Source organism: Neisseria sp. P0016.S008 (genome assembly GCF_051957775.1).
GTDB classification, from domain to species: domain Bacteria; phylum Pseudomonadota; class Gammaproteobacteria; order Burkholderiales; family Neisseriaceae; genus Neisseria; species Neisseria flavescens_B.
In genome coordinates this window covers 86609-107261 of sequence record NZ_JBQCWB010000003.1, presented here as the reverse complement: position 1 = coordinate 107261, position 20653 = coordinate 86609, and the positions used below count along the sequence as shown (strand labels likewise).

The following is a 20653-nucleotide window of genomic DNA, read 5'->3' as shown; positions in this document are numbered from 1 at the left end:
TCAGTCAGACAACATAGCGAACGAGCAATTATGGAACAACAAAATAAATATATCAGTGCCTTAGACATTGGTACGTCCAAGGTCATCGCCTTAATCGGTGAGATTCGGGAAGATAACGAAATTCACATTGTTGGCTTGGGCCAAAGCCCTTCACGCGGCCTGCGTGCAGGTATGGTGACCAACATTGATGCCACTGCGCAAGCCATTCGTCAGGCGGTAGAAGATGCTGAGTTGATGGCAGATACCAAAATTTCCCACGTCGTCACCGGTATTGCCGGTAACCATATCCGCAGCCTGAATTCACAAGGCGTGGTCAAAATTAAAGATGGCGAAGTATCGCAAGCCGACATCGATCGTGCCATCGAAACGGCCAAAGCCATCAATATTCCGCCTGATCACAATATCTTGCATACCGTGGTTCAAGAGTACATCATCGACAACCAACCCGGTGTGAAAGAGCCTATCGGCATGAGCGGCGTGCGTTTGGATACCCGTGTACACATCATTACCGGTGCGAACACTGCTTTGCAAAATATCCAAAAATGTATCCAACGCTGCGGCCTGCAAATGGATCAAATCATGCTTCAGCCTTTGGCAAGCGGTCATGCCGTTTTGACTGAAGACGAAAAAGATTTGGGCGTGTGCGTCATCGATATCGGTGGCGGTACGACCGACATCGCGGTTTATACCAATGGTGCAATCCGCCATACCGCGGTTATTCCCGTTGCCGGCGATTTGATTACCAAAGACTTGGCGCAAGCCTTGCGTACGCCGCACAGTGCAGCCGAGTACATCAAAATCCATTACGGTGCTGCGATTCCGACTATGGACGGCTTGGATGAAATGATTGAAGTTCCTAGCGTTGGCGACCGTCAATCACGTCAAATTTCACGCCGTGTATTGGCTGAAATCATTGGCCCGCGTGTAGAAGAAATTTTGGAATTGACGCTGAACGAATTGCGCCGCTCCGGTTTCCCTGAAGAAGTGCTGACTTCAGGTATCGTTTTGACCGGTGGTGCTTCTATGTTGACCGGTATTGTTGAGTTGGCAGAAGAAGTCTTCAATTTGCCGGCCCGTATCGGTGTGCCGCAAGAAATGGGCGGCGTATCCGAGCGTATCCGCAATCCCCGCTATTCAACAGCGATCGGTCTGCTTCAGACGGCCTATGCTGCCGAAGAGGGTGAGCAAACCAGCCGAACCGGTGCGGTTGCACTGAATGATTCAGGCAAAAAAATGGGTCTGTGGGAAAAAATCCAAAGATTCTTCAGAGACAATTTCTGATAAAAGTTTTCAGGGCGGATGGTGTAGCAACCGTTTGTCCTGAATATTTAAGTGGAATTAAACAGTTTTAAATAATTGTCAAGTGGATAATTTAAAACTTGTATATTTTCTGTTAAAAAATGTAGTAAAAATATAACGCCGACAGTCGAATGGTAAGAAGAATTTTGCCAGTATCTGGATACTTCTTATATAATACGGATAATAAGTTATTTTTGAACCGTCCTTATAAAGCGGGGCGCGGAGGATTATTGAATGGAATTTGTTTACGACGTAGCAGAATCAGCAACGAGCCCTGCTGTTATTAAAGTTATCGGTCTGGGTGGCGGCGGCTGTAATGCCATCAACAACATGGTTGCCAACACTATTCATGGTGTTGAGTTCATCAGTGCCAATACCGATGCGCAATCATTGGCTAAAAACAATGCGGCTAAACGCATTCAATTGGGTACAAACCTGACTCGCGGTTTGGGTGCCGGTGCAAATCCTGAAATCGGCCGCGCCGCTGCTCAAGAAGATCGCGAAGCCATCGAAGATGCTATCCGCGGTGCAAATATGCTGTTCATCACTACCGGTATGGGTGGCGGTACAGGTACCGGCTCTGCTCCTGTTGTGGCTGAAATCGCTAAAGAAATGGGTATCCTGACCGTTGCGGTTGTAACCCGTCCGTTTGCTTATGAAGGCAAACGTGTACATATCGCCCAAGCAGGTTTGGATCAGCTCAAAGAGCGTGTCGATTCCCTGATTATTATTCCGAACGACAAATTGATGACTGCCTTGGGCGAAGACGTGACCATGCGCGAAGCTTTCCGTGCGGCAGACAATGTATTGCGTGACGCGGTTGCCGGTATTTCCGAAGTGGTGACTTGCCCTAGCGACATGATCAACTTGGACTTCGCCGACGTGAAAACCGTGATGAGCAATCGCGGTATCGCCATGATGGGTTCAGGTTTCGCACAAGGTATCGACCGTGCCCGTTTGGCTACCGATCAAGCTATCTCCAGCCCGCTCTTGGATAACGTTACTTTGGATGGCGCACGCGGCGTATTGGTAAACATTACCACTGCTCCCGGTTGCCTGAAAATGTCTGAGTTCAACGAGATTATGCGTATCGTCAACCAAAATGCACACCCTGAAGTGGAATGCAAATTTGGTGCTGCCGAAGACGAGAGCATGAGCGAAGACGCTATCCGTATTACCATCATTGCTACCGGCTTGAAAGAAAACGGTACTGACAACCAACTGCGCGCTGCTGCCCGTACCCAACAATTGGTACGCGGTGCGGAAGAAGCTCCTCAAGCTCAAAGCCAAAGCAGTGCTGAAAGCCTGGTTCGTACCAACCGCAATATCCGTTCTATGAATCTGACTGCGGCTGATTTCAGCAACCAGTCTGTACTGGATGACTTTGAAATTCCGGCTATCTTGCGCCGTCAACAACATACTTCTGATAAATAATCAGGATCATGTATGAAAAGACCTACCTTAAGGGCAGGTTTTTTTATTAGTAAAATAAACTTAAGGCCGTCTGAAAATTTTCAGATGGCCTTAAGTTTAAATAAAGTAAATAACAAACTTACCCTTTATTTAGGATTTGCTTGTTTTCGCCCTCACGACGCAACTCTTTGGGCAAGACAAATACAATGCTTTCTTTTGCGCCTTCTCCTTCGCGTATGGTCTCGTGTCCCCAGTCTTGAATAGTTTGTAAAACTTCTCGGACTAAGACTTCGGGTGCGGATGCGCCGGCAGTGACACCAACCTTGGTTTTGTTTTCAAACCATTCTTTTTTCAGATAGGAAGCATTATCGACCATATAGGCATCAACTCCGCGCAATGCGGCTACTTCACGCAAGCGGTTGCTGTTGGAAGAGTTGGGCGAGCCGACAACAATCACGAGATCGCATTCTTCCGCCAATTCTTTAACAGCAGTTTGGCGGTTGGTTGTGGCGTAGCAGATATCTTCTTTGTGCGGATTGCGGATATTGGGAAAGCGTTGGTTTAAAGCTGCAATGATGTCTTTGGTTTCGTCTACCGATAAGGTGGTTTGGCTGACGTAGGCAAGTTTGTCAGGATTTTTGACGTTTAGTTCGGCGATATCTTCCACTGTCTCAACCAGAAACATTTTTCCCGGAGGCAATTGTCCCATCGTACCTTCTACTTCGACGTGGCCTTTGTGGCCGATCATGATGATTTCGTAATCTTGTTCATCGAGGCGGGCTACTTCTTTATGGACTTTGGTTACCAGAGGGCAGGTGGCATCAAAAACGCGGAAACCACGTTGCGCCGCTTCTTCCTGTACGGCTTTGGATACGCCGTGAGCCGAGTAAATCAGCGTTGCGCCCTTTGGGACATCTGCCAAGTTATCGACAAATACAGCACCTTTTGCCCGCAGATTGTCCACGACGAATTTGTTGTGAACGACCTCATGGCGGACGTAAATAGGTGCGCCGAATTCTTCAAGTGCACGTTCAACAATACTGATAGCGCGGTCAACACCGGCACAGAAGCCGCGGGGATTGGCAAGGATAATGGTTTTTTGAGTCATGTGTGTTCCGTTTTCAGACGGCCTTTGTGTCGTTTGAAGGTGTTTTTTTGTGCAGCAAACCATCTATTACCAAGCAAACTGCGCCAACGCAGATAAAGCTGTCGGCAATGTTAAATGCGGGGTAAAACCAGTTTTGCCAATAGAAAAGCAGAAAATCGACAACGTGACCGTGAATCAGGCGGTCAACCACATTGCCAATCGCGCCGCCGATAATCATGGCAGCCCCCAGTTTGCCACAGCGGCCAAACTCATCACGCCAGATGGCACGAGCCAAATACAGGCTGATAACGACGGCCAGACCTAAAAAGAAGAATTTTTGCCAGCCGCCTTGGTCGGCCAAAAAGCTGAATGCCGCGCCTGGATTATAGGCAAGGGTCAGGTCAAAAAAGTCTGGAATGATGTTGAGGCGTTCGCCTTCGGTAAAGTGTTTCAAGATTTCCCATTTACTCAGTTGGTCAAGAATGATGGCAACGAGGGAAAGTAAGAAAAAGGGAATTTTTTTAGAAGAGGATGAACTCATGTTTTCAGACGGTTTATGTAATAAAGGGCTTATTTTACCTGAAAGCAGGCAGGAAGTGTTTGCGATGGCATCGGCGTTAAGGCCGTCTGAAAATAGAAACGCCACCACTTGAATATATCAAAGGGCGGCGTGATAAGCATGTGCGGGCTTATTGGTTTTTAAGTAACGGGCAACCCAGTTTTTCGCGGCTTTCAACGAATTTTTGTGCAACGATACGGCTCAGCGCACGAATACGGCCGATGTAGGTTGCACGTTCGGTAACGGAAATGGCGCCGCGTGCATCCAAGAGGTTGAACGTATGGCCGGCTTTGAGTACAAGCTCGTAAGCAGGCAGGGCAAGACTGGTGTCTTCAACTGCAAGCAGGAGTTTGGCTTGTTCTTCATAGTCATTGAATTGGCGCAAGAGCCAATCGGCATCGCTGTATTCGAAGTTGTAGGTGGACTGTTCGACTTCGTTTTGATGATAAACGTCGCCGTAAGTCACGATGTTGCCATCAAGGGTTTTTGCCCAAACGAGGTCGTACACGTTTTCCACGCCTTGCAGATACATGGCGAGACGCTCGATACCGTAGGTGATTTCACCGAGCACAGGGGAGCAGTCGATACCGCCGACTTGTTGGAAGTAGGTGAATTGGGTTACTTCCATGCCGTTGAGCCAAACTTCCCAACCCAAGCCCCAAGCGCCGAGAGTAGGGTTTTCCCAGTCGTCTTCGACAAAGCGGATGTCATGTACTTTAGGGTCGATACCCAATTCGCGCAGGGAATCGAGGTAGAGGTCTTGAATATTGGCTGGTGCAGGTTTGAGCGCAACTTGGAATTGATAGTAGTGTTGCAGGCGGTTGGGGTTGTCGCCATAGCGGCCGTCTTTGGGGCGGCGGCTGGGTTGAACGTAAGCGGCAAACCAAGGCTCTGGGCCTAATGCGCGCAGGCAGGTGGCTGGATGCGAAGTACCGGCACCGACTTCCATATCGAAAGGTTGGATAACGGTGCAGCCTTTGTCTGCCCAGTAGTTTTGTAATTTGAAAATAATTTGTTGGAAGGTGAGCATGGTGGATGGAATAGATTGGAATAAAGAGGGTATTTTACTGTTTTGAGCCTGTTTTGGATAGGCTGAAGGAAGCGGCGCAGTTTATTTGCCGTCCAACAGGTCTGAAAAGGGGTCGTCTTCCGAAGAAACGGCGTATTTTTCTTGTGCCCACTCGCCTAAATCAATAAGTTTACACCGTTTGCTGCAGAAAGGGCGGTAGGGGCTGTCGGTGTTCCAAACGACTTCTTTGTGGCAGGTTGGACATTTTACAACAGGAGTGGTCATGCAGTTTCTTTCAGTGATTGTGCAATGGATTGATAGTATCGATGCAAGCGGGCAACCTTGATTTTTGCTTCTTCCATGCTATGGGTATTATCCAATACATCGTCGGCATGCAGCAGTCTGTCAGATCGAGAAGCTTGGGTGGCCATGATTTGGCGAGTTTGTTCTTCTGAAAAACCATTGCGTTTATGTACGCGTTCGATTTGGACGGACTCTGGAACATCTACGACCAAAATGCGGTCGGTCTCCGCTTTAAATGCTGGATTCTCAATTAAAAGCGGCACATCGACAATGCCGTAGGTTGAGGATGCAAGTTGTTGTTTCTGCAGTTGAATTTTGTCTAAGATTAATGGCAGAAGCAGATTTTCCAGTTGTTTTTTAGATTGAGGCCGTCTGAAAACTTCTTCCCGTAAAGCGATACGATTCAGACGGCCTTCATGATCAAAAACCTCATCGCCGAAAAGCTGGCGGATGGCAGGAAGGGCTTCGCCGTTTTCTGCGGTCAGTGAGCGGCTGATGGCATCGGCATCGATAATGGGTACGCCAAGTTCGGCAAACATTTGGGCGATAGATGATTTGCCGCTACCGATACCGCCGGTCAAGCCTATCCATAATGTCATTATCGGAATCCTGATTGTATGAGCCACCATTGTACCAGTTGGGTAATAGGTGCATTGGCAACCAAAATAATCCATCCTGCCACAGCAAGGCTGGGACCAAAAGCAAAATATTGGCCTTTGCCGACGCGGGCAATGAGTGCGCCCACCAGTCCGACCAAGGCAGCCATGAAGATCAGAACAGGCAAGATACCTACGCCCAGCCATGCACCGAGCGCGGCCAAAAGTTTGAAGTCGCCATTGCCCATGCCGATTTTACCGGTCAGAAATTTATAGACAGCGCATAAAGTATAAAGGCTCATATAGCCTGCGATCGCACCCCAAACGGCTGAATGCAGGGGTACGAATGTGTCATTCAGATTAAACAGCAGGCCGATCCAAATTAGGGGCTGAGTCAGGCTGTCGGGCAAATATTGCGTATCGGCATCGATAAAGGTCAGTGCAATCAGTATGGCAGTCAGAATTAATCCGCCAATAGTCGCCCATGACCAGCCGTATTGCCACGCGACAATACCGAACAAGACGCCTGTCAGCAGCTCAATCAGCGGATAGCGTATGCTGATCGCGGTTTGGCAGGAGTGGCATTTCCCGCCTAGTAAAACATAGCTGAGGATGGGGATGTTTTGCCAAAGTTTGACTGGGCTTTTGCATTTTGGGCAGCGTGAATCCGGTTTGCGCAGATTAAATGGCTGTTTTTCTTCATCTGTCAGCTCGATGCCTAAATGCTCTTTAGAAAATTGTGTCCATTCGCGTTCCATCATTATCGGCGTGCGATAAATGACAACGTTCAGAAAACTGCCAATCAGCAATCCCAAAATAACGGCTAAAGGAATAGAGAATGGCGCAAGAACGGAGAGGGCATCGATGGCAGAGTAAATACTATCAAGCATATCAACCTACGACATTACCCAAGTTAAACAGCGGCAGATACATGGCAATCAGCAAGATGCCGATGAGCGAGCCCAATACCACCATGATAATAGGCTCCATCAAGTGAGACAATCGGGAGACGGAGTTGTCTACTTCATCTTCGTAGAATTCGGCTGCTTTGTTCAGCATGTCGTCCAAAGAGCCTGACTCTTCGCCGATGGCCGCCATTTGGATCACCATATTGGGGAACATATCAGTACTTTGCATACTGGATGTCAGCGACAGACCTTGGGTTACCTTGGCGCGGATGTCTTGAGTGGCTTCTTCATAGAGAATATTACCGGATGCGCCTGCAACTGAATCTAATACTTCCACCAAAGGAACGCCGGCTGCGAAGAGGGTAGAAGTCGTACGCGCCCAACGGGCAATGGTTGCTTTACGGACGATGGTCCCAAAAACAGGCAGTCTCAAAATCAAAGCATCGATTCGTTTTTGGAAGGTAGGCGATTTTTCATGGAGTTTGTACAGGCCGAAGGCGGAAACAATCAAAAGGATGATCATAATCCAGCCATAGTCGACGAATAAATCGGACAAGCTCATGACAAGTTGAGTAAGCCTTGGCAGCTCTGCACCCATATTGGCATAAACTTCTTTAAAGGCAGGCAGTACAAACATCATCATGATGAAGATAAGTGCAATCGCCACCACGATAATGGCAATCGGGTAGGTCAGTGCGGTTTTGACTTTTTTCTTAATGGCTTGGGTTTTTTCTTTATAGACAGCCAGTTTGTCCAATAGGCTTTCCAGTACGCCGCCGGACTCGCCTGCGCTGACTAGATTGCAATAGAAACGGTCGAAATATTTTGGATATTTGGAGAACGATTTACCCAATGCGCTACCTTGTTCGACATCGGAGCGAACCTGCATCAGCATTTCGGTCATGCTCGGGTTGGAGTGGCCGCGCGCAACGATTTCAAAAGCCTGCATCAGCGGTAAGCCTGCCTTCATCATGGTTGCCAGTTGGCGGGTGAACACTGTAATGTCTTCTTGGGTAATACGGCGTTTGCGTGCGGTTTTGACTTTGCTGATACGCAAAGGGCGAATGCCTCTGCGTTGGAGTTTTTTGCGTGCTTCTTCTTCATCTTTGGCAACTACTTCACCACGGACAAGACGTTCGGTCTCGGTATTTTTTCCTTCAAATGTAAAACGCTTGCCTTTGCTTCTTGAGCCGAACAGACTTCTTTTTTGCTCTGCTTGAGCCATGAGTTATCCCTTGTTAGTAAGAAATAAAGCGGACTGTTTCTCCGTGCCGCTTTATTTTAATTTTGAAAATATGGCAGTTTAGTCATTGGTATGAGCAGTCACTTCTTCCAACGAGGTCAGGCCTTGCATGACTTTCATGAGGCCGGCGCGACGTAAGTCTACCATGCCTTCCTGATAGGCCATGTTCATGATATCAACTTCTGTACCGTTGTTCATAATGACTTTTTGCATTTCATCGCTGACCGGCATGACTTCATAAATACCGACGCGGCCCTTAAAGCCTTTGCCGCGGCAGCTGTCACAGCCAACCGGGCGGTAGAGTTTCCAATCTTGAGCCAAGTCCGCATCGGTAAAGCCGGCTTTTTTCAATGCCGGAACCGGCGGGCGTTCAACTTCGCGTTTGCAGTTTGGACACAGTCTGCGCAACAGCCTTTGCGCCATAATCAGGCTGACCGAGCTGGCGATATTGAAAGGCGCTACGCCCATGTTCAAAAGGCGGGACAGCGTGGCCGGTGCATTATTGGTATGCAGGGTCGAGAAAACCATGTGGCCGGTTTGGGCGGCTTTAATGGCGATGTCGGCGGTTTCCAAGTCACGAATCTCACCGACCATAATAATATCAGGATCTTGACGCAAGAAGGATCGGAGTGCGGCAGCAAACGTCAGGCCTTGTTTTTCATTGACGTTGACTTGGTTGACGCCTGGCAGGTTAATCTCGGCCGGATCTTCTGCCGTTGAAATGTTGACATCTTCCGTGTTCAAAATACTCAGGCAGGTATAGAGCGAAACGGTTTTGCCCGAGCCTGTCGGACCGGTAACCAACACCATGCCGTAAGGACGGTTGATGGCCTCAAGCAGCATTTCTTTTTGGAAAGGCTCTAAACCGAGCTGGTCGATATTGAGTGATGTACCATCGGAATTTAGGATACGCATTACCACTTTTTCACCAAACAATGTCGGCAAAGTGCTGACACGGAAGTCAATCGGACGACCGTGTTTATGGAAGGCAATTTGAATTCTGCCGTCTTGCGGAATACGTTTTTCGGAAATATCCAAACGCGCCATCACTTTGATGCGCGATGCCAACTGGCCGCGCACGGCGACAGGCGGCTGTACGACTTCACGTAACTGCCCGTCCACACGGAAACGGACGCGTGCCATTTGCTCGTAGAATTCAAAGTGGATATCCGATGCGCCCGCGTTCAGGGCATCGGATAAGGTTTTGTGGATGAAACGGGGGATAGGGCCGTCTTCAGCTTCTTCGTTATCGATATAAAGCGATTGCGATTGCTGGGTTGCTTCATGTTCGTCGTTGATTTCTTTCAGAATAGTGGTCGAACGTTGACCCAGCCATTCCAGCAATGAGCTGAGCTGGTCGTCGGGAACCACTACCAAGTCGACACTTAAACCTGAAGCAAAAGCGATTTTTTGGAAGTTTTGGATTTGGGTCGGATCGGATACGGCGAAATAAACCTTGCGTCCGCGTTTGAAAATCGGAATGCAACGGTTTTGCACCATTTGCTCTTCCGTCAGAATGTCGCTGACTACATTATTGCGCGGGTAGTAGCGCAAATCCAAAAGGGGATAACTGAATACGCGTGCGACTAACTCTCCCAAAGCTTTAGGGGAGATGATGCCGTCTGAAAACAGTTTGGGCAGGATTTCTTTGCCTGATTGTAAAAGGCTGTTGTAATGTTCCGCTTGTTGATTTGAGATGGTCTGGCTTTGAACCAAAACACGCAATAATCCGACACTCATTTTATTTTCCGTTTCTTGTGCAGTTTTCCCTTTAATTTAGAGGAAAGCCGTATTATTTTATCATTATTATGATTAAAGCATATGATTAATTATGCAAATCTGCTTAAGTTGCAAAGACATGCTTTTGCTTTAATTGTATTTTTATTTCAAACGGCCATTATAAAGCAAGGAGAATAGGCGTTAAACTCGATATTTTTGGATTATGATGAAAAAACAACAATTTTGTCGTATGAATCCAATCAATAACGAAATTATATTTCATGTTGCTATCCCTTGTTTGGAGATGGCAGAAAAGGTTGTTTTGATGGACAGACGGTTGAAATTTGAAATATGAAAAGGCCGTCTGAAACTGAGTTGATCAGGTTTCAGACGGCCTTTTATCTATTTAAATCCGATAGGATTGATTAGGCTTTGTTTTTCAGACGACCATGCAATTCCTGTACGCTGTACACGCCCAAGTGCTCGCGGCTTTTTGCGCCTTCGCTCATGGCTTCGCCGCCGGCGATGGTGGTGTATTGCGGTACGCGTTGGGTGAGGGAGGTGCGGCGGATGCTGTGGCTGTCGGTAACTGATTGTACTGTGCTGCCGACGGTGTTGACCACCAGTGCGATTTCGCCGTTTTTAATTGCGTCCACGATGTGTGGGCGGCCTTCCTGCACTTTGTTGACCGCTTGCACGATGATGCCGTGTTCTTTCAAGTATTCGGCGGTACCGCGAGTGGCGCAGACACCGTAGCCGAGTGCTTGGAAGTTTTGTGCAGTTTTGACGATGAGCGGTTTGTCTTCGTCGCGTACGGCGAGGAACACTTTGCCGGTTGTGCTCAAGCGTTCGCCTGCGCCGAGTTGGGCTTTGAAGTATGCTTCGCCGAAGCTTGCGCCTACGCCCATGACTTCGCCGGTAGAGCGCATTTCAGGGCCGAGAATGGTGTCCACACCCGGGAATTTGATGAATGGGAACACGGCTTCTTTAACGGCATAGAAGTCTGGGATGACTTCTTTTTCTACGCCTTGCTCTTTCAGCGAAATGCCTGCCATCACGCGTGCGCCGACTTTGGCGAGCGGTACGCCGGTGGCTTTGGATACGAACGGTACGGTACGGCTGGCGCGTGGGTTCACTTCCAGTACGAAGACCACGCCGTCTTGTACGGCAAACTGTACGTTCATCAAGCCGACCACGCCCAGCGCGTATGCCATGGCTTTGGTTTGACGGCGGATTTCGTCTTGAATTTCTTCGTCCAATGAGTATGGAGGCAATGAACAGCCGGAGTCGCCAGAGTGGATACCTGCTTGTTCGACGTGTTGCATGATGCCGCCGATCACGACGTCTTGGCCGTCTGAAACGCAGTCTACGTCCACTTCGATGGCGTTGTTCAAGAAGAAGTCGAGCAATACAGGGCTGTCTTCGGAAACTTGTACGGCTTCGCGCATGTATTTTTGCAATTCTTCGGCAGAGTGAACAATCTGCATGGCGCGGCCGCCGAGTACGTAAGAAGGACGGACAACCAACGGATAACCGATTTCTTCGGCTTTAACGAGGGCTTCTTCTTCATTGTGGGCGATGCGGTTAGGCGGTTGACGCAGGCCTAAGTCGTTCAATACTTTTTGGAAGCGTTCGCGGTCTTCGGCGGCGTCGATGCTGTCGGCAGATGTACCGATGATGTTCACGCCGTTTTCAACCAGCGCATTGGCGAGTTTGAGCGGGGTTTGACCGCCGTAATGCACAATCACGCCCCATGGGTTTTCGGTGCGGACGATTTCCAATACGTCTTCCAAAGTCAGAGGCTCGAAGTACAGGCGGTCGCTGGTGTCGAAGTCGGTGGATACGGTTTCAGGGTTGCAGTTGACCATGATGGTTTCAAAACCGGATTCGCGCAGTGCGAGTGCGGCATGAACGCAGCAGTAGTCAAATTCGATACCTTGGCCGATACGGTTTGGACCGCCGCCGAGAATCATCACTTTTTTACGGTCGGAAGGGCGAGATTCGCATTCCTCTTCGTAAGTGGAGTAGAGGTAGGCGGTTTCAGTGGCAAACTCGGCGGCACAGGTGTCGACGCGTTTGTAAACCGGATGCAGTTTCAGCGCGTAGCGGTGTTCGCGGACTTCTTTTTCGCTTACGTTCAACAATTGTGCCAAACGTTTGTCAGAGAAACCTTTGCGTTTCAGACGGCGTAAAGCGGCGTAATCCAAATCTTGCAACTGGCCGTCTGAAACCGATTTTTCTTCTTTCACCAAGTCTTCGATTTGTGCCAAGAACCAAGGGTCGATGGCGCAGATTTCGTGGATTTCTTCCAGTGTGAAGCCTGCGCGGAACGCATCGGCTACAAACAGCATACGCTCAGGGCCTGGGTTGGCCAGTTCGCGGCGGATTTCCGCTTTGTCTTCGCTGCGAGGGTTGAAGCCGCACAAGCCGGTTTCCAAACCGCGCAAGGCTTTTTGGAAGCTTTCTTGAATGGTACGGCCCATTGCCATTACTTCGCCCACAGATTTCATTTGCGTGGTCAGGCGGTCGTCTGCGGCAGGGAATTTTTCAAAGGCGAAACGTGGAATTTTGGTCACGACATAGTCGATGGAAGGCTCGAATGATGCAGGAGTGCGACCGCCGGTAATGTCGTTGCGCAACTCGTCCAGCGTAAAGCCGACAGCCAGTTTGGCTGCTACTTTGGCAATTGGGAAGCCGGTTGCTTTAGAGGCCAGCGCGGACGAACGGCTCACGCGCGGGTTCATCTCAATCACAATCATCTCGCCGTTTTCAGGGTTTACGGCAAACTGAACGTTTGAGCCGCCGGTATCCACGCCGATTTCGCGCAACACTGCCAACGAAGCATTACGCATGATTTGGTATTCTTTGTCGGTCAATGTTTGTGCAGGCGCAACAGTGATGGAGTCGCCGGTATGCACGCCCATCGGGTCGAAGTTTTCAATCGAGCAGATAATGATGCAGTTGTCGTTTTTATCGCGTACAACTTCCATCTCGTACTCTTTCCAGCCGAGAACGGACTGCTCAATCAGCAACTCATGCGTAGGCGACGCATCAAAACCGCGTTCGCAAATCGCCAAGAACTCGTCTTTGTTGTAGGCAATACCGCCGCCTGAACCGCCCATGGTGAAAGAAGGACGAATCAGGGTAGGGAAGCCAACCTGTTCTTGCGCTGCCAATGCCTCGTTCATGGTGTGGCAGACAAAAGATTTCGGGCAAGATAAACCGATTTTTTCCATCGCTTCTTTAAAACGACCGCGGTCTTCCGCCTTGTCAATCGCGTCTTCCGTCGCGCCGATCAGCTCGACATTGTATTTCGCCAGCACGCCGTTGCGCGCCAAATCCAGCGCACAGTTCAGGGCAGTCTGGCCGCCCATGGTAGGCAGAATCGCGTCAGGACGCTCTTTGGCGATAATTTTTTCCACCGTCTGCCACATAATCGGCTCGATGTAGGTAACATCCGCCATTTCAGGGTCGGTCATAATTGTGGCAGGGTTGGAGTTTACCAAAATGACTTTATAGCCTTCTTCACGCAAGGCTTTGCAGGCCTGTGCGCCCGAATAGTCAAATTCGCAGGCCTGACCGATAACGATAGGGCCGGCGCCGATGATAAGGATGGATTTTAGGTCGGTACGTTTAGGCATGATGTTTCCTGTTGGATTAAGTCTAAAGTTAATCTATTTTAACTGAAGGTAATGTTTTCAATGAATTGAGAAAGTTACGCCATTCTGCAACTTCCTCCTGCTTCTCAATAATTTTTTCAAATGGCAATAAATTCTCAAAGGTTAGGAAATTAACGCAAAATTTAATGGCAGTATCTATTTTATTTTTTAAATTTGGAATTTCTTTTACTTCCTTTGCCCAATATGCTAAGTCTTTGGATGATAATAAATCAATTTTATCTATTGGGAAATTTTCTATAAATTTTTTTAGTGTATCAGTAATTAGAAGTTTTAAATTATTCTGATCATACATTGCTTCTATACCAGAAACTGTAGCTATATTTTCTTCGATATATTTAATTCCGGTCCTACCTATATTTTCGTAGATAGCTTTTTCTTTTTCTGTCAGTTCTCTTTCAATTGTTATTTGATAAGTCCTATCTCTAGACATTTTTGAAATTTTTTTTCGAACAGTTTCCGGAATTTCTTTGCCATCTCTTAATTGACTAATATATCGATTAATATTTTTTGCAATTTTAAGTCGTGTCTCACACCATTCATTTAAGTTGTTTAAATTGAAGGTATGTAATTCTTCTCGATTAGTGTAGTCTTTGATATCTTGAGTTAATTTCGATGACATAGTTTTAAAATCAACCCCAAAATATTTTTCACCACAATCTTTTCCAATATTTGTAATATGTCCATCAGTAGATACTACAATGTAACCATTTTGATGTTGGGTGTGGCAATTTTTCAATCCACATATAACTTTTCCATGTTCTCCACTATACTGACCTATAATTTCTTTTAATTTGGTTTCTTCTGGATTTATCTCTCTTCTAAAACCAGCCATTTCTTCTAAGTCAGACCAGTTTTTTATGTAAACTAAGTTTCTATCTTTTTTTAAAGTAATCATGATAAGTCTTTAAGATGCAGTAATGTATATATAGAGTTGAATGATCTTTTATTGCTTTAAAAGTTATCTGAAAATTAGTTGACTCTTCTTGAGAGTAAGCCATAGCCCGCATGTATGGTGTGTGTGGTACGCACGCGTTCTTCATTTTCCCTGCAATCCCAACCCACCGCGTGCGTACCTTGCGGCACACACCCTACCGACGGGTTCAAAGGTCGTCTGAAAAAACGCTCGCGGCGTTTGTTCCATATGCCTTGCGATAAAGGCCGCCTGAAAAATTCCTGCTGTTGATATTTCGGGCATTCTTTTTCAGACGACCTTTTGCGTTTTTATGTTGCACAGGCCGTCTGAAAACTTCCTTAAAAACTAGTGACAAACGTAATCAAACCCAAAATGATACCGGGGGCGTTTGCCAGTATGATGGGGTAGTCGCGTTTTTCTTTCAAAAAGCCGTAGGCAAACCATAATGTGCAGTTGATGGCGGCGACGAGGGGTTGCAACGGCGAGCCGGGGTTGCCGGCAAGGTTGTTTTGGATTTGCGGGATATAAGAAACGTACATACCGACGCCGGCCAGGGTGGCGGTGACGGAAAGAATGTGCATTTGTTTTTCAGTCATTGGTTTTCCTTTCTGATTAGACGATTGGGTTTTCAGGCTGTACAGATGTTGAGAGGGGGCTGAATTTATATTTTTGAAGTTTGGTTTTCAGACGGCCTGTTGTCGAGTTGAGTGTGGCCGTCTGAAAAAATCAGCTTTATTGTTTTGCTGCTTTGATATTGTCAATGAATTTGTCGAATAGATAGCCGACGTCTTGCGGGCCCGGGCTGGCTTCGGGGTGGCCTTGGAAGCAGAATACAGGTTTGTCTGTCAGTTCGATGCCTTGCAAGGTGTTGTCGAACAAGGATTTGTGGGTAATCCTTGCGTTGGCGGGCAGGGTGTCGGCATCGACGGCGAAACCGTGGTTTTGGCTGGTGATGACGACTTTGCCGCTGTCTAAATCTTGTACAGGGTGGTTGGCACCGTGATGGCTGAAGCGCATTTTCAAGGTTTTTGCGCCGATAGCGAGGCTGATCAACTGGTGTCCCAAGCAAATGCCGAAAATCGGTTTGCCGCTTTCCATCAGTTTTTGTACGGCTTTGATGGCGTAGTCGCAAGGCTCGGGGTCGCCGGGGCCGTTGGACAGGAATACGCCGTCAGGATTGAGTGCCAAGACGTCTTCCGCGCTGGTTTGTGCGGGAACGACAGTCAGGCGGCAGCCACGTGAGGCGAGCATACGCAGGATGTTGGTTTTGACACCGAAATCGTAGGCGACGACATGGTAAGGCTGTTCGGTAGGAGTAACGAAACCTTTGCCCAGCGCCCATTCGCCTTCGGTCCATTCGTAGGCTTCTGTGCAGGAAACTTCTTTTGCCAAATCTTTGCCGACCATGCTGCCGAATGCGGCAATCAGTTCTTGTGCTTTTTCAACGGTGGCATCCGCACCGGTCATGATCGCACCGCCTTGCGAGCCTTTTTCACGCAACAGGGTAGTCAGGCGGCGGGTATCGATATCGGCGATGGCGACGGTTTTGTTGCGTACCAAATAGTCGTGCAGGCTTTCGGATGCGCGGAAGTTGCTGTGCAGCAGCGGCAGGTCGCGGATAATCAAACCGGCGGCGTAAACGCAGCGGCTTTCTTCATCTTCGGCGTTGGTGCCGGTGTTGCCGATGTGTGGATAGGTGAGGGTAACGATTTGTTTGCAGTAGGACGGGTCGGTCAGGATTTCCTGATAGCCGGTCATGGAAGTGTTGAACACGACTTCGCCGGAAGTCGAACCTTCGTAACCGATTGATGTGCCGTGAAATACGCTGCCGTCAGCGAGAACGAGAAGAGCCGGAGTGGTCATGATGGAATCCTGTTTGCCTGATGATGGTCGGTTCGAAAAAAATAGGTCAGGCCGTCTGAAAAATAAAAATTGTTTACAAAAAAGACAGCCTTCGGAAATCTCGGCTAAAAAAAAACACGCTCCGCAGCTTTGATTTTGCTGTGTAACGTGCTTTTTCAGACATAGCGGTCTATGCCGTAGAAGCAGTGTATTTTAAGTCAAAGTAATAGGAATTTCAAGCGTAGAGCAAATAATCGATAATTTAAAAATGTTTTATCTTTACGGTACAGTCCCTTGCTTTTGGAATGCTTGATGAATAAGGTTGAACTAAATATTCAGTCAGGTCGTCTGAAAGCTGAGCAGGCAGATTGTTTCATTTTTGTTGTGTTTGAAATGCAGGTGTAGGGAAATTCAGCCGAATCAAACATGAAACAGGCTGTTTATGCTAGAATCGTAACCTTATAAAAAATAAAAACAACGTCATTTTTAACTGAGATTATCCGATGAAAAAAGAACACATTATGCAAAACGCTCCATCAGGCCGCCATCGCCTCATTCATGCAAGCGTCGCTTCCGCTTTAGCACTCATCAGTATTTCCGTTCAGGCAAATACGCAGCAATTTGCCCAAACTCCTTTTTACCTGCAAAACAAAACCGACGTCAGCGGCCAGCCTAAAGTCAAACACAATATTATGTTTTTGATTGATGACTCGGGCAGTATGTTGGCTGATGCTAAGGGTGATTATCATGTCCGTGATGAGAATAAAAAAATCAATATTGCAAAATCGGCATTAAAGCAGGTTTTGGCGCAATATAAAGATCAGTTTAACTGGGGTTTGCAGACTTTGCACAATAATCCTCGGTATTGGAAATGGGATGAGAAAAAAAGGAAAGAGAATAATGCTATTTACGCATATGCAGAACTGCCTAGCCCTGACGATACCAAAGGCGATATGAAGGATACTGAAGGCTTTACGGATGGTTCCGCAGGTCGCAACTGGGAATATGTCAGTAAGAAGGTAGACGAGATGTTGGCTTATCAAGGTACGCCGACAACGCGCCGTTATTATGAAGTCGTCAAAAATTTCGTCATCCCCAATATCAAATACCGTTGCCAGAAGTCCTATGTTGTCGTGGTATCTGATGGTGATGCCAATATGAGTTGTAGCAATCAGGGTGCCGGTGAGGATCCTCGCTTATCGCGCAATACCAGCTTCAACTACGATCGAGATTATTACTATTCAAACTACTACCGCGCCATCGAACATAGCGCGGATACACCTGCATACCAATATTTCGGGCCGTCTGCAGCGAAGGCTTATGACGATAAATATGGAAAAGGTGAATTTTTCAACGATGGTCGTGGTTTTAGTGGATATTTTGACCTGCCACTTTATCAATATGATGCCTATATCCCGCCGCATGAGAAAAAAGTGATGTGCCAATATACCGATTATAAATTCGGGTATAGCGATTATTATCGTAGGCGAATGTGGATAGGTAGTGGCGAAATCATTGTTCCTATTTGGGATAGAAACTATGGTAATGAGAAACGCGGTATGCGTTTCTTCAGTCAGACTTTGGCAGAAAAAGACATCAAAACAGAAAAAGATGGCAAAGATGATGCAGGTAAGAGCTGGGATGGTGATCCAAACGACCCTAAAGGTTTAGATTATAGTAAGCAATTGGTTCAGACTTTTACCGTGGGCTTTGGTGAGGGAATCTCTAAAGTCGGGAGAGAGTATCTGGAAAAGGGTGCCAGTCGCCCAGACTGGTATTTTAATGCCGCAAAACCTGAAAAGTTGCTCGATGCTTTCAAAACCATCGTCGATAATATTGAAAATGACAGCAAGAATACGAAATTTGAAGGAGTATCCTCTGCTGCGCCGGCAACGACCAGTATGGGTATTCCCGATATGGCGGCAACGGTTCATTTGAATACCGGCTCTTGGAGCAGTCAGTTACGGTTTTATAAATTAAACCGCGATGGTACGCCTATCAATACGACCGAGTTTGTCCAGCCATCATTTAATAACCGCCTTACTTTGGTTAATGACGGCAGTAAGACCTATTTCATCGATAGTGTTGCAGACAATTGGGCTTCAAATGCTGATTTTGGTATTTCAGACGGCAGTGCGAAAGATAAGTTGGAATGGAAAAATGCATTGCTGAAATGGACTGGCCGAGTAGGTAGTGATGAAACCATCAAAGCGGATGCAGAGGCAAAAGGTTATAACCAGTCTTATCGCATCCGTCCAACTGATCCAGCTGACGCAAGTAAAGATGAACGTAATTTAGGCGATATTTTAGACGGTTCGGTTGCAGCTATTGGCGATAAGCGCGATAACCGTCAAGAGTTTTTGGTCGCTGCTGCCAATGACGGCATGGTACATATTTTCCGTAATGGTACGCCTAGCAATCCTTATGACTTGAAACTCAGCTATATTCCGGCAGGTATGGAGCGCGAGGACGAGAAAGGTCAAGCAACAACTTTGAGCAAAGTTCTGAAAGATATTGCACGCGATGGTTACGGCTCCAGCACGCCACACCGCTATATGGTCAATGGTGGCTTTGTTCTCCGTCAAACGCCTGATAAACAAACCTTTATGTTTGGTGCGATGGGGCAGGGTGGACGCGGTGCGTATGCGTTGAATATTGGTGCAGTGGCTAACAGTGATCATAGTGGTTGGGATAAGACCGTACCTTTGTTTGAAACAGAAAAAGGCTCTGGCAATAAGCTGGGTTACACTATTGGTTCGACACAAATCGGCCGTGTTTCCATCCAGCGCGATACTACTCCGGTTAATTTGGAATCTAATGTGCGTTATGCGGGCTTTTTGGCCAGCGGTTATCGTACTGAAGACGTGAACAGTGCCGACAATGAAACGGCTTTGTATATCTATGATATGACAGGGAAAGAGGCAGGGACGAAAAATACTGACACTAATGTTTCTTCTTCTAAAGAAGCCGGCAAGCTCTTGCGCAAAATTCCTGTAAACGATGGCAAAGGTGGCCTCTCTACCCCCACTTTGGTGGATACCGATTTTGACGGCATTGTCGATATTGCTTATGCCGGCGACCGTTACGGTAATATGTTCCGCTTTGACTTGAGAGGTAAAACCCCGTCTGAATGGTCGGCACAAATGATTTTCCAAGGCTCTGGTAATCAACCAATTACGTCTGCGCCTGCGGTATCACGCCGCAGTAAAGATAAGTATGTCGTTATTTTTGGTACGGGTAGTGAGATTTATCAGAATGAATTGACCAATACCAACGGCCAAATCAATGCCGTTTATGGTATTTACGACGATGTATCTGATAAAGCAGTTTTGGCAAACAGTAGTGAGTTGGAACAGCAAACCAGAGAAAGTGAAGGCGAACACATTTATGTCAGCGATAATAAGGTTGGCGAAGGCAAAAAAGGATGGAGCCTGACTTTAGATCCGAATGAACGTGTGACTGTCAAACCAACGATGATTTTGCGTACCGCTGTTGTGACCATCCGCAAGTATGAAACCAAAACAATTCATACTGATTCTTCCAGTACAGATGTTTGTTTGCCGGACAGTACGTCCACACAAACGACAGCGAAAACGATTATTTTGGGCGTAAATGCTGAAAATGGCGGCCGTTTGGGCGTGCGTGATGCGCGTATCTCCAGCAAAGATCGTACGTTTTTTATCAAACGCGAGAATAATGGCCAGATTTATTACGCCAACGGTATGACTTTTGATGGTGTTATCAACTTTACTTATATGAATTCCAGCAAAGCCGACGATTCTCCGGTCACTGCCGATGGCGATAGCGGTGGCACAGGTACGGATAAGGAGCTGAACGCTACGCCGAGCGTGCCAAACAATAAATGTTTTGCAACCAAAGGTGATCGCAGTCTCTTGTCCAATCAATTGGTCAGCCTGGAAGTACAAGGCCGTATATGCGGACTCAAACGCATCAGCTGGCGTGAATTGTTCTTTTAATTTGTAAGGCTTGAATATCGAGGCCGTCTGAATTTTTCAGACGGCTTTTTCTGTTGAGTGGTAGTAATTGAGAGATGCTGGATTAAAAAATGGAAAACCTTGTTT

At 47.3% G+C, this 20653-nt stretch carries 16 protein-coding genes; 4 read left to right on the top strand and 12 right to left on the bottom strand.

The features are described from left to right. Nucleotides 1-30 precede the first annotated feature (30 nt). The gene (gene ftsA / locus ACTHS8_RS04655; RefSeq protein WP_440373115.1) at nucleotides 31-1281 is read left to right on the top strand and encodes a cell division protein FtsA; all 1251 of its coding nucleotides are present in this window, start codon (nucleotides 31-33) and stop codon (nucleotides 1279-1281) included. A gap of 252 nt (nucleotides 1282-1533) precedes the next feature. Then, nucleotides 1534-2733, top strand: a complete 1200-nt coding sequence (ftsZ, locus tag ACTHS8_RS04650; protein ID WP_063076120.1) for a cell division protein FtsZ — start codon at nucleotides 1534-1536, stop codon at nucleotides 2731-2733. 118 nt (nucleotides 2734-2851) lie between these two features. Here ftsZ and ispH read toward each other — a convergent pair whose 3' ends face one another. The 10 genes from ispH to ACTHS8_RS04600 all read right to left on the bottom strand — a co-directional run bounded on the left by ispH (nucleotide 2852) and on the right by ACTHS8_RS04600 (nucleotide 14711). Further along, nucleotides 2852-3820 carry a 4-hydroxy-3-methylbut-2-enyl diphosphate reductase gene (gene ispH / locus ACTHS8_RS04645; RefSeq protein ID WP_440373114.1) on the bottom strand — a complete coding sequence of 323 codons (969 nt, stop codon included), beginning with the start codon at nucleotides 3818-3820 and terminating at the stop codon, nucleotides 2852-2854. 13 nt (nucleotides 3821-3833) lie between these two features. Beyond that, a complete protein-coding gene (gene lspA, locus ACTHS8_RS04640) occupies nucleotides 3834-4340 on the bottom strand; it encodes a signal peptidase II (RefSeq protein ID WP_440373113.1) in 507 nt (168 codons plus the stop codon). 148 nt (nucleotides 4341-4488) lie between these two features. Beyond that, nucleotides 4489-5388: a glycine--tRNA ligase subunit alpha gene (gene glyQ / locus ACTHS8_RS04635; RefSeq protein ID WP_440373112.1), complete on the bottom strand. Its 900-nt coding sequence runs from the start codon at nucleotides 5386-5388 to the stop codon at nucleotides 4489-4491. An 81-nt stretch (nucleotides 5389-5469) separates the two neighbouring features. Further along, nucleotides 5470-5652 carry a DNA gyrase inhibitor YacG gene (yacG, locus tag ACTHS8_RS04630; protein ID WP_440373111.1) on the bottom strand — a complete coding sequence of 61 codons (183 nt, stop codon included), beginning with the start codon at nucleotides 5650-5652 and terminating at the stop codon, nucleotides 5470-5472. Then, the gene (coaE, locus tag ACTHS8_RS04625) at nucleotides 5649-6269 is read right to left on the bottom strand and encodes a dephospho-CoA kinase (RefSeq protein ID WP_440373110.1); all 621 of its coding nucleotides are present in this window, start codon (nucleotides 6267-6269) and stop codon (nucleotides 5649-5651) included. The genes yacG and coaE overlap by 4 nt, the downstream gene beginning before the upstream one ends. Beyond that, nucleotides 6269-7156, bottom strand: a complete 888-nt coding sequence (locus ACTHS8_RS04620; RefSeq protein ID WP_440373109.1) for a prepilin peptidase — start codon at nucleotides 7154-7156, stop codon at nucleotides 6269-6271. Before ACTHS8_RS04620 ends, coaE begins: the two co-directional genes overlap by 1 nt. 1 nt (nucleotide 7157) lies before the next feature. Next, nucleotides 7158-8399 (bottom strand): type II secretion system F family protein, encoded by a 1242-nt coding sequence (locus tag ACTHS8_RS04615; RefSeq protein WP_063076114.1) that lies wholly within the window; start codon nucleotides 8397-8399, stop codon nucleotides 7158-7160. Nucleotides 8400-8477: 78 nt separating this feature from the next. Continuing rightward, nucleotides 8478-10157 carry a type IV-A pilus assembly ATPase PilB gene (pilB, locus tag ACTHS8_RS04610; protein WP_295847327.1) on the bottom strand — a complete coding sequence of 560 codons (1680 nt, stop codon included), beginning with the start codon at nucleotides 10155-10157 and terminating at the stop codon, nucleotides 8478-8480. Nucleotides 10158-10561: 404 nt separating this feature from the next. After that, a complete protein-coding gene (carB, locus tag ACTHS8_RS04605) occupies nucleotides 10562-13777 on the bottom strand; it encodes a carbamoyl-phosphate synthase large subunit (protein WP_070606039.1) in 3216 nt (1071 codons plus the stop codon). A gap of 28 nt (nucleotides 13778-13805) precedes the next feature. Then, a complete protein-coding gene (locus ACTHS8_RS04600; RefSeq protein ID WP_440373108.1) occupies nucleotides 13806-14711 on the bottom strand; it encodes a hypothetical protein in 906 nt (301 codons plus the stop codon). 114 nt (nucleotides 14712-14825) lie between these two features. Here ACTHS8_RS04600 and ACTHS8_RS04595 point away from each other — a divergent pair, with 114 nt between their 5' ends. Further along, entirely contained in the window at nucleotides 14826-14999 is a 174-nt protein-coding gene (locus ACTHS8_RS04595; RefSeq protein ID WP_440373107.1) for a hypothetical protein, read from the top strand. A 68-nt stretch (nucleotides 15000-15067) separates the two neighbouring features. On the opposite strand, the gene ACTHS8_RS04590 is transcribed toward ACTHS8_RS04595, so the two are convergent. Continuing rightward, nucleotides 15068-15325: a SemiSWEET family transporter gene (locus ACTHS8_RS04590; RefSeq protein ID WP_288971045.1), complete on the bottom strand. Its 258-nt coding sequence runs from the start codon at nucleotides 15323-15325 to the stop codon at nucleotides 15068-15070. A gap of 136 nt (nucleotides 15326-15461) precedes the next feature. Then, the gene (carA, locus tag ACTHS8_RS04585) at nucleotides 15462-16592 is read right to left on the bottom strand and encodes a glutamine-hydrolyzing carbamoyl-phosphate synthase small subunit (protein WP_440373106.1); all 1131 of its coding nucleotides are present in this window, start codon (nucleotides 16590-16592) and stop codon (nucleotides 15462-15464) included. A 482-nt stretch (nucleotides 16593-17074) separates the two neighbouring features. On the opposite strand from carA, the gene pilC reads away from it, so the two are divergent. Beyond that, nucleotides 17075-20548, top strand: a complete 3474-nt coding sequence (pilC, locus tag ACTHS8_RS04580) for a PilC family type IV pilus tip adhesin (protein WP_440373105.1) — start codon at nucleotides 17075-17077, stop codon at nucleotides 20546-20548. Nucleotides 20549-20653 lie beyond the last annotated feature (105 nt).